Origin of the sequence: Methylorubrum podarium (genome assembly GCF_022179745.1) — a bacterium.
GTDB lineage: Bacteria > Pseudomonadota > Alphaproteobacteria > Rhizobiales > Beijerinckiaceae > Methylobacterium > Methylobacterium podarium.
Map to the genome: position 1 here is coordinate 1 of NZ_BPRD01000325.1, position 8,103 is coordinate 8,103.

Consider the following 8,103-nt stretch of genomic DNA (forward strand, 5'->3'; position numbering starts at 1 on the left):
CTGGAGACGCCCTCGGGCTGGGTGCCGGCGCGCCAGGTCGCCGACATCCGCGAGACCGACGGGCCGAACCAGATCCTGCGCGAGAACGCCCGGCGCCGCATCGTGGTGCAGGCCAACACCACGGCCGGCACCGACATGGCGACCGTCGTGGCCGCCATCCGCGAGGCGGTGGCGAAGGAGCCGATGCCGCCCGGCTTCTTCACCAGCCTGGAAGGCACTTTCCAGGCGCAGGAGGAGGCGAGCCGGACCATCGCGGCGCTCTCGGCGCTCTCTCTGGCCCTGGTCTTCGCCATCCTGTTCAGCCGCTACCGCTCGGCCGCCCTGGCGCTCATCATCATGGGCAACGTGCCGCTCGCCCTGATCGGCTCGGTGGCCGCGCTCTGGCTGGTGGGGCAGCCGCTCTCGGTGGCGTCGATGATCGGCTTCATCACGCTGACCGGCATCGCCGCCCGCAACGGCATCCTGAAGATCAGCCACTACCTGAACCTGTCACTGCACGAGGGTATGCCGTTCGGGCCCGACCTCGTGGTGCGCGGCAGCCTGGAGCGGCTGACCCCGGTGCTGATGACGGCGCTCTCGGCGGGCGTGGCGCTGGTGCCGCTGCTCTACGACGCCGCGAGCCCGGGCAAGGAGATCCTGCACCCGGTGGCGGTGACGATCTTCGGCGGCCTCGTCAGCGCGACGCTGCTCGACACCTTCCTGACCCCCGTCCTGTTCCTGCGCTTCGGCCGCAAGCCGCTGGAGCGGCTGCACGCCCTGCACGCCGAGGCGCCGGCCGACCCGTCCCCGGACGGCGCGCGACCGCGCCCGGCCGAGGCCTACTGACCCCCGAGGAGAACCAGCATGATCCTGCACAGACTGACCCTCGTCGCCGGCCTGATGGCGGCGACCGCGGCGTACGCCCACGAAAGCGCCGGCCAGCACGGCGGCCGGGTAGCCGACGCCGGGAAGTTCCACGTCGAGCTCGCTACCAAGGGCGAGACCGTCGACGTCTTCCTGTCGGACGGCGGCCAGAAGCCGGTGCCGGCCACGGGCTTCAAGGGCACGGCCATCCTCGTCGTCGGCGGCAAGCCGACCCGGGTCCCCCTGCAGCCGGCCGACGGCAACCGACTGACAGGGACGGCCCCGGTGGCGCTCGGGGACAGCCCGAAGGGCGCCGTGCAGCTCACCGCGCCCGACGGTGCCACGGCCAGCGGCAAGTTCGACTGAACATCGCCCCCTGTCGCGAGCGCGACCGGAAGGGGGCCTGAAGATCCCACGCAGGGATGCAGGGGGAGCCGCCCGAGGCGGGTGCCCGTGCCGGAGCCATCGGTCGACGAGCTGCACGCCGGCGACCGGCCAACCTCAATGAGCCAAGGAGTTCACCACATGAAAATCGCCGCTCTCGCCACCCTTCTGATGGCCTTCGGTGCGGCATCGCCCGCCTTCGCCGACGACCAGGGCAACGCGAACGCCGAGCAGCAGACGCAGCCCACGCCGAGCCGCGGCGGCACGGCGGGAGGGCCTGCCCACGACATGCGTCTCGGGGACACGGCCCCCGCGAAGTCCGGCGAGCGGATGGACCACGGACGTTCCGACGGAACGGCCACCAAGCCTCCCCACGGTCACTGAACGCCGCCGCGCCTCACGACGCCCCGTCGCGCCGGAGCGGACGTCCGTTCCGGCGCGACGGCATCCCACGCCATCGAAAAAGGTAACGACCATGAAAATCCCGAACACGCTCGCCATCGCCGCCATTCTCGGTCTCGGTTTGGCCGGTACCGCCCACGCGCAGGACATGAAGGACCACGGTTCGATGTCCTCCATGAAGCCGGACCCGAAGGACGACGCCTCGACCAAGGACTTCAAGGCCGCCGACATGGCCATGATGAAGGACATGGCCGTCGCTTACACCGGCAACCCGGACGTCGATTTCCGCACCCACATGATTCCGCACCACAAGGGCGCGGTCGCGATGGCCAGGGTTGCCCTGAAGCACGCCAAGGACCCGTCCACCAAGGCTATGGCCCAGAAGATCATCGACGACCAGGAGAAGGAGATCGGCGAGATGGAGGCGTGGCTGAAGCAGCACGCCAAGTAGGTCGGCCGCGCCCCGATCCGGGGCACCCATCCCGACGGGGACGCCCGCCGTCCCCGTCACCTGTTCGACGTCCTTGGACAGCCTCGGCCTGCTTCCCGTCACCGGAAGCCGGTGACCGAAGGCGATGCGAACCCACGGGAGCCAGGTCATGCCGCATAGCGTCCCCCCCTCGCACGAGCGCCACGGCCATCATGCCGGGCACGACCATGCGCAACTTGGGCACGGTGATCACGAGACCCAGGCTTCCGGCACCGGGACGGTCAAGGATCCCGTCTGCGGGATGACGGTCGATCCGCACGCCGCGAAGCATCGGGCCGAGCACGCCGGGCACCCGTACTACTTCTGCTCGAACGGATGCCGGACCAAGTTCGAGGCCGATCCGGTCCGCTACCTCGATCCGGGGCAGGCGAGGGTGGAGCCGGTGCCGGAGGGTACGATCTACACCTGCCCGATGCACCCGGAGGTGCGGCAGGTCGGCCCGGGAGGCTGCCCCATCTGCGGGATGGCGCTTGAGCCGGCCGTGGTCGGCGCCGACACCGGCCCCAGCGAGGAGTTGGTCGACATGACCCGACGCTTTCGGGTCGGGCTCGTGCTGACGCTCCCCGTCTTCGTCCTGGAGATGGGTGGCCACCTGTTCGGGCTGGCGGAACGCCTCGGGCAGCAAACCTCGAACTGGATACAGTTCGTGCTCGCCGCGCCTGTGGTGCTCTGGGCGGGCTGGCCGTTCTTCGTGCGTGGCTATCGTTCCGTGGTCTCGCGCAACCTCAACATGTTCACGCTGGTTTCGCTGGGGACGGGCTGCGCCTTCCTCTACAGCGTCGTCGCCACAGCTGCCCCGGGCCTGTTCCCGCAGGCCCTGCGCGGGCATGGCGGGGCCGTGCCTGCCTACTTCGAGGCGGCGGCCGTCATCACGGTTCTGGTGCTCCTCGGGCAGGTACTGGAACTTCGCGCCCGCGAGAGCACCGGCGGCGCGATCCGTGCCCTGCTCGACCTGACGCCGAAGACGGCCCACCGCATTCGACCGGACGGCTCCGAGGAAGAGACGTCCCTCGACGCCATCGCGGCCGGCGACCGGTTGCGGGTGCGCCCGGGCGAGAAGGTGCCGGTCGACGGCTTCGTCGCCGAGGGGCGGAGCTCGGTGGACGAGAGCCTGGTGACGGGGGAATCGATGCCGGTCACCAAGGCGGCGGGCGCCCCCGTGGTCGGCGGCAGCCTGAACCAGTCCGGGGCCCTCGTGATCGAGGCCACGAAGGTCGGGCGCGACACCATGCTGGCCCGCATCGTCCAGATGGTGGCCGAGGCCCAGCGCTCGCGCGCACCCATCCAGCGCCTCGCCGACCAAGTGGCCGGCTGGTTCGTGCCCGCCGTCATCGGCGTGGCGGTCCTCGCGTTCCTCGCCTGGATGGTCTTCGGGCCGGAGCCGCGCTTCACCTTCGCGCTCTTGGCCGCCGTCGCGGTGCTCATCATTGCCTGCCCCTGCGCGCTCGGGCTCGCCACGCCGATGTCCATCATGGTCGGCGTCGGACGGGGTGCCGGGGCCGGCGTCCTGGTCAAGAACGCCGAGGCCCTGGAGCGCATGGAGCGGGTGGGCACCCTCCTGGTCGACAAGACAGGCACGCTGACCGAGGGCAAGCCGGCGGTCACCCGGATCGTGCCTTCAGCTAGCTTCGATGAGGCTACGGTGCTGCGCCTCGCGGCGAGCGTCGAGCGGGCGAGCGAGCACCCGCTGGCCACGGCGGTCGTGCGGGCCGCGGAGGAGCGCGGCGTCGCGACCGCCGCCGTCGCCGACTTCGAAAGCCCGACCGGCAAGGGCGCGTTCGGCACCGTGGAGGGGCGCCGGGTTGCGCTCGGCAACGCGGCCTTCCTGCGCGAGCATGGCGTGGACGTGTCGGCATATGCGGCAGGGGCGGACGAACTGAGGCGAGACGGCGCGACCGCGATCTTCGCCGCCGTCGACGGACGGGTGGCGGGCGTCATCGCCATCGCCGACCCCGTCAAGGCGACGACCGCGGAGGCGCTGGCGGCGCTCCGGACCGAGGGCATCCGGGTGGTGATGCTGACCGGCGACAACCGCACCACCGCCGAGGCCGTCGCCCGCCGCCTCGGCATCGAGGAGGTCGAGGCGGAGGTGCTGCCCGACCGGAAGGCCGCCGTGGTCGAGCGCTACAAGGCGGCCGGGCAGGTGGTCGCCATGGCGGGCGACGGCGTCAACGACGCCCCCGCGCTCGCCGCGGCGGACGTCGGCATCGCGATGGGCACCGGCACGGACGTGGCCATCGAGAGCGCCGGCCTGACGCTGCTCAAGGGCGACTTGATGGGGATCGTGCGGGCGCGGCGCCTTTCGAAGGCGGTGATGGGCAACATCCGCCAGAACCTGTTCTTCGCCTTCGTCTACAACGCCGCCGGCGTGCCGGTCGCGGCCGGGGTGCTGTACCCGTTCCTGGGTATCCTGCTCTCGCCCGTCATCGCCGCCGCTGCCATGGCGCTGTCCTCGGTCAGCGTCATCGGCAACGCCCTGCGCCTGCGGACGGCCCGGCTCGATCCTTGAGGCTACGTGTCGGCCGAGCAGGGTCTGCGCGTGAGCATGATCGCGGCAGCACCATGGGTCCGCAGACCCGGCATGTGAGCCGCGCACGGGCCCCCGCGGCCTCGGGACGAAGCACAGAAAGGTGATCGTCCCCTCGCTCGCACCGGCCGGGGTCAATCTTGAACGGCGTGTGAGGCCAGGCCACCTGACGGGCCGCGCCTGCGGATGGGCGCCCTACGGAGAAGATCATGCCGCACCACGACACGACGGCCCTCTCGGGGGTCATTCAGCACGTTTTTGCCCATCGCTTCACGGTGGAGGCCGGCGGCGGGACGCATCTGGCCGATCTCGGCCCTAAGGGAGCGGAGGCCTTCCCGCTCGTGGCGGGCCTGCATGTGGACATCGAGGGCGAGCGTCGCCCGTCCGAGATCAAGGTGACGCGGATCGCAGCCGAGAGCCGGGAACCCGTGCACATCCAGCATAAGAAGCCTTGTCACCCGCCTGGCGATAAGCGACCGGACATGCCGGCCGACCCATCGCGCGTGCTGGAGGCGGTGAAGGCCGCGGGCTGGACCCCGTCGGGGGACCTTCGCCGCAAGCCGAAGCACTTCGAAGTTCTCGCGCGCCAGGCTGGCGGGGCGTGGGCCGAGCTTCACGTGGATTTCGGCGGGACGATCTACAAGAACAAGTCACCCGATCCTACGAAGTGGGCCGCTGCCCTGGCCTAACGGCTTCGACGGGGCGGCGCACGTGCGCCGCCCCGTTCAGAGTTCGTCCTGCCGCCGACGGCCGGGGATCACGCGTTCGGGCGGGCGGCGCTTATCCGGCCCTCGGCTTGGTCCGGACCGCAACGATGGAAGCGACATCCCTCCGCCGGTCAATTTTTCCGGCGTGATATGGCCGAGGCAACGGCCTCCAAGCGGCACCGTTCGTCGCAACGAGGGCCTCCTGAACGGCCCCATGTCCGGAATTCACCCCAGTCCGGCCAGCGGCGACCTAGCTCCGGGTCGACCTCACCTCCGTTCACCGCGGCGGAATCCTCCCCGCTCCGGAGGCGACAGGTTCGGCGTCGGCGGAACCGGCGCCGCGGCGGGCGAAGGCGGTCAGCACCAGTCGGTCCGGCCCTTCCTCAGCCAGAAGTGACTCTGGCATCCCACTTGACGCCAGACGCTCGGCGTCAGCGACGCGGTCCCGTCCCAGTGTCGGCGGATGCGCCAGCCCGGCCGGTCGCCGGGAACGAGCGAGAGCTTGATCGTCTCGCCGCAGCCGCACGGGCACCCGAAGGCCGCGAACCACTGATGGCCATCCTCACCCACGACGTAGACCGTGCGAGGCGCGGGCGTATCGGGCTCCTCGTCGACGAAATCCACGGTGTGACGCCCGAGGCGGCGGGCGACCCAGGACAGGGACGCCCGGAGCAGCGTAACGGGAAGTCCCGCCATCACGCCGCCCTCATGAGCATGTCGAGATGCGGTCGGTTCAGGAACGGCCTCATGTCGCCTCGACCGAGGTATCGCGCGAGCGCGTCGTCCGTGCCCTCTTCCGGCGCGAACTGCCAGAACCCGGCCGTCAGGCTTAGGGTCTGGACGGCGAAATCGCCGTTCGGGTCGAGCCGCGACGGATGCAGCCTCAGCAGCAACTCGACCACCGCGAGGCTGGAGAACAGGCCGTTCACCGCACCCACGGCCGGCCGCTCCTGCGGCACGCCGCGGATGTAGCCGCGCGCGAGGCGGTCCTCGTAGGCCGCGGGGTCCTGCCTCCTCAAACTTTCGGCCTCAAGCATCCCGTCCGTGTAGAGACCGCGCCCCCGGAGGCTGGAGCGCCCCGGCTGCAGGTAGTGGACCGACCCGCAGATCTGGTCGATGCCACCCTCGCCATCGGCGTCGAGCATCACCCCGATGTCCAGGTAGGCCAGGACGTAGAACGTCGCGAGGCGATTCAGCAGGTCGCGGCCCTCGACCCCGTCCATGCACCCGAACACGACGTCGCAGGTCGAAACGGCCCTGAGCGCGTCCGGTCGGGACAGGTCGCAGGGAAAGGCCTCCACCCTCGCACCGAGCCCGAGGCGTTCGACGAAGGCTGCCAGAACCTCCACCTTCGGCCGACCCACGTCGGCGAGCGTCGTGTTGACGATGCGGTTGAGGTTCTTGTCCTCGACCAGGTCGGGGTCGACCAGCACGATCTCGCCGACGCCGAGGCGGGCGATCTGGTCGACGACCGGACCGCCGGTCCCGGAGCACCCCACGACCCCGACGCGGAGGTGCCGCATCGCCTCGAACGTCGCGCGTCCGAAGGCTTGGGCGTGCCGCCGCGCGAACTCGGGAACGGCCTGGGCAGCGTGAACGGGGGGCCGGTGGAAGCGGAGGTCATCGCCGACGACGCCGACGTGGTCGAGCGGCGCGTGCGTGCCGTCCTCGCCATGGGCCCGGGCGATCATCGTCCCGTCCGGGACCATCACCGCGCTGAGGTGCGGCTGGCCGTCGTCGACCCAGGCATGGACCCCGCCGAACAGGTCGGCATCCGCGGCGTCGTCCACCTCGCTGAAGCGCAGGTCGCCGCCCGGATGGCTGTGGACCTTGGCCACGGCCATGCCGCGCTTCGCCGCCTCCGCGAGCAGGGGCTCCAGGTAGGCGGTCGGCCAAGTCACGCGCCTGTCGGTGCGCTCGCAGGCATGGTGCGGGATCGGGACGATCCGGTTCACGACGAATTTCGTCCGTCCGGGCGAGGCGGCGCGCCCGCAGAGCATCAGGGCGACCGCCTCGCGGCCGTCGCCGGGGAAGAGGTGGGCGCAAAGCGCGGCGTGTTGCGCGCCGGTCAGGGCGAGGGTGGTGCGCATGTCAGGCGGCCCCCACTTCCTTGGCGAGGCAATGCTCAACCAGCGCGAGGTGCGTGCCGATGTCGTCGACGTCCGGGCGCCAGGGGTTCTCGCCGGTGCGGTGACGCGACCAACCCTGCCAGTGCTTGCCCTCGAAGGTGTCCCCGACCAGGGCGCGGATCGGAACCCCGTCGGCCCGGGCGAGCGGGGGGTGGAAGTAGAACATGTCGATCTGAGTCGAGGGATACCCCGGCAGCAGGCGCAGCATCAGGTCCGCCTTGGCCGGGGCGTACCCGGTGCGGACGGGATAGTCGCGGACGACGACGCGGGTGGCGCCCGCCTCCTGGATCGCCTCCCAGCGGTGGCCGGCCGCGTCGAGCGTCTCCTCGTCGCCTTCGGGAAGCGCGAAATCCCGGCGGCGGGGGAGCGGCTGCTCCCCCTCCGTCTGGTCGAGCGGCAGGGTGACGAAGCGCTCCTCGCCGCTGTCGCTCACGTGCACGACCTCGTCGAGGCCGATGCGCTTCAACTGGGCGCCGACCTTCTGGAAAATCTTCCAGCGATCCGGGTGCGCCTTGCCCGCGATAACGAGCAGGTCTCGGCCGGTGAGGTCCGGCAGCGGGTTCTCGTAGCTCTTCTTGTCGATGCGGAAGCCGTAGACCTTGACCGCGCGGACGCCGTCCT

The 8,103-nt window shown here is 70.8% G+C and carries 9 protein-coding genes; 6 read left to right on the forward strand and 3 right to left on the reverse strand.

Annotation, left to right across the window (positions count from 1 at the left end):
* The 6 genes from MFF42_RS16215 to MFF42_RS16240 form a co-directional block, all read left to right on the forward strand.
* Window positions 1-825: efflux RND transporter permease subunit (locus tag MFF42_RS16215; RefSeq protein WP_238256674.1), on the forward strand; the 825-nt coding region annotated here is incomplete at its 5' end.
* An 18-nt stretch (window positions 826-843) separates the two neighbouring features.
* Complete coding sequence (locus MFF42_RS16220; protein WP_003596978.1) at window positions 844-1,209, forward strand: hypothetical protein; 366 nt, start codon at window positions 844-846, stop codon at window positions 1,207-1,209.
* 159 nt (window positions 1,210-1,368) lie between these two features.
* Window positions 1,369-1,611, forward strand: a complete 243-nt coding sequence (locus tag MFF42_RS16225; RefSeq protein WP_003596981.1) for a hypothetical protein — start codon at window positions 1,369-1,371, stop codon at window positions 1,609-1,611.
* 91 nt (window positions 1,612-1,702) lie between these two features.
* Window positions 1,703-2,080 (forward strand): CopM family metallochaperone, encoded by a 378-nt coding sequence (gene copM / locus MFF42_RS16230; RefSeq protein ID WP_003596982.1) that lies wholly within the window; start codon window positions 1,703-1,705, stop codon window positions 2,078-2,080.
* A gap of 148 nt (window positions 2,081-2,228) precedes the next feature.
* Window positions 2,229-4,628, forward strand: a complete 2,400-nt coding sequence (locus MFF42_RS16235) for a heavy metal translocating P-type ATPase (protein ID WP_003596983.1) — start codon at window positions 2,229-2,231, stop codon at window positions 4,626-4,628.
* Between the two features lie 227 nt (window positions 4,629-4,855).
* On the forward strand, window positions 4,856-5,335 hold the full coding sequence (locus MFF42_RS16240; protein WP_003596984.1) for a hypothetical protein: 480 nt from the start codon (window positions 4,856-4,858) through the stop codon (window positions 5,333-5,335).
* Window positions 5,336-5,710: 375 nt separating this feature from the next.
* Here MFF42_RS16240 and MFF42_RS16245 read toward each other — a convergent pair whose 3' ends face one another.
* From MFF42_RS16245 to MFF42_RS16255, 3 genes are all read right to left on the reverse strand, one after another.
* Entirely contained in the window at window positions 5,711-6,049 is a 339-nt protein-coding gene (locus MFF42_RS16245) for a ubiquitination-like system serine protease family protein (protein ID WP_003596985.1), read from the reverse strand.
* Window positions 6,049-7,443, reverse strand: a complete 1,395-nt coding sequence (locus MFF42_RS16250) for a ThiF family adenylyltransferase (RefSeq protein ID WP_003596986.1) — start codon at window positions 7,441-7,443, stop codon at window positions 6,049-6,051. Before MFF42_RS16250 ends, MFF42_RS16245 begins: the two co-directional genes overlap by 1 nt.
* Window position 7,444: 1 nt before the next feature.
* A partial coding sequence (locus tag MFF42_RS16255) for a multiubiquitin domain-containing protein (RefSeq protein ID WP_238256675.1) occupies window positions 7,445-8,103 on the reverse strand: 659 nt, incomplete at its 5' end.

Excerpts from the sequence above, each read along its gene's own strand:
- copM (WP_003596982.1), top strand. The coding sequence starts at position 1,703 with ATGAAAATCCCGAACACGCTCGCCATCGCCGCCATTCTCGGTCTCGGT.
- MFF42_RS16220 (WP_003596978.1), top strand. The coding sequence starts at position 844 with ATGATCCTGCACAGACTGACCCTCGTCGCCGGCCTGATGGCGGCGACC.
- MFF42_RS16240 (WP_003596984.1), top strand. The coding sequence starts at position 4,856 with ATGCCGCACCACGACACGACGGCCCTCTCGGGGGTCATTCAGCACGTT.
- MFF42_RS16250 (WP_003596986.1), bottom strand. The coding sequence starts at position 7,443 with ATGCGCACCACCCTCGCCCTGACCGGCGCGCAACACGCCGCGCTTTGC.
- MFF42_RS16225 (WP_003596981.1), top strand. The coding sequence starts at position 1,369 with ATGAAAATCGCCGCTCTCGCCACCCTTCTGATGGCCTTCGGTGCGGCA.
- MFF42_RS16245 (WP_003596985.1), bottom strand. The coding sequence starts at position 6,049 with ATGGCGGGACTTCCCGTTACGCTGCTCCGGGCGTCCCTGTCCTGGGTC.
- MFF42_RS16235 (WP_003596983.1), top strand. The coding sequence starts at position 2,229 with ATGCCGCATAGCGTCCCCCCCTCGCACGAGCGCCACGGCCATCATGCC.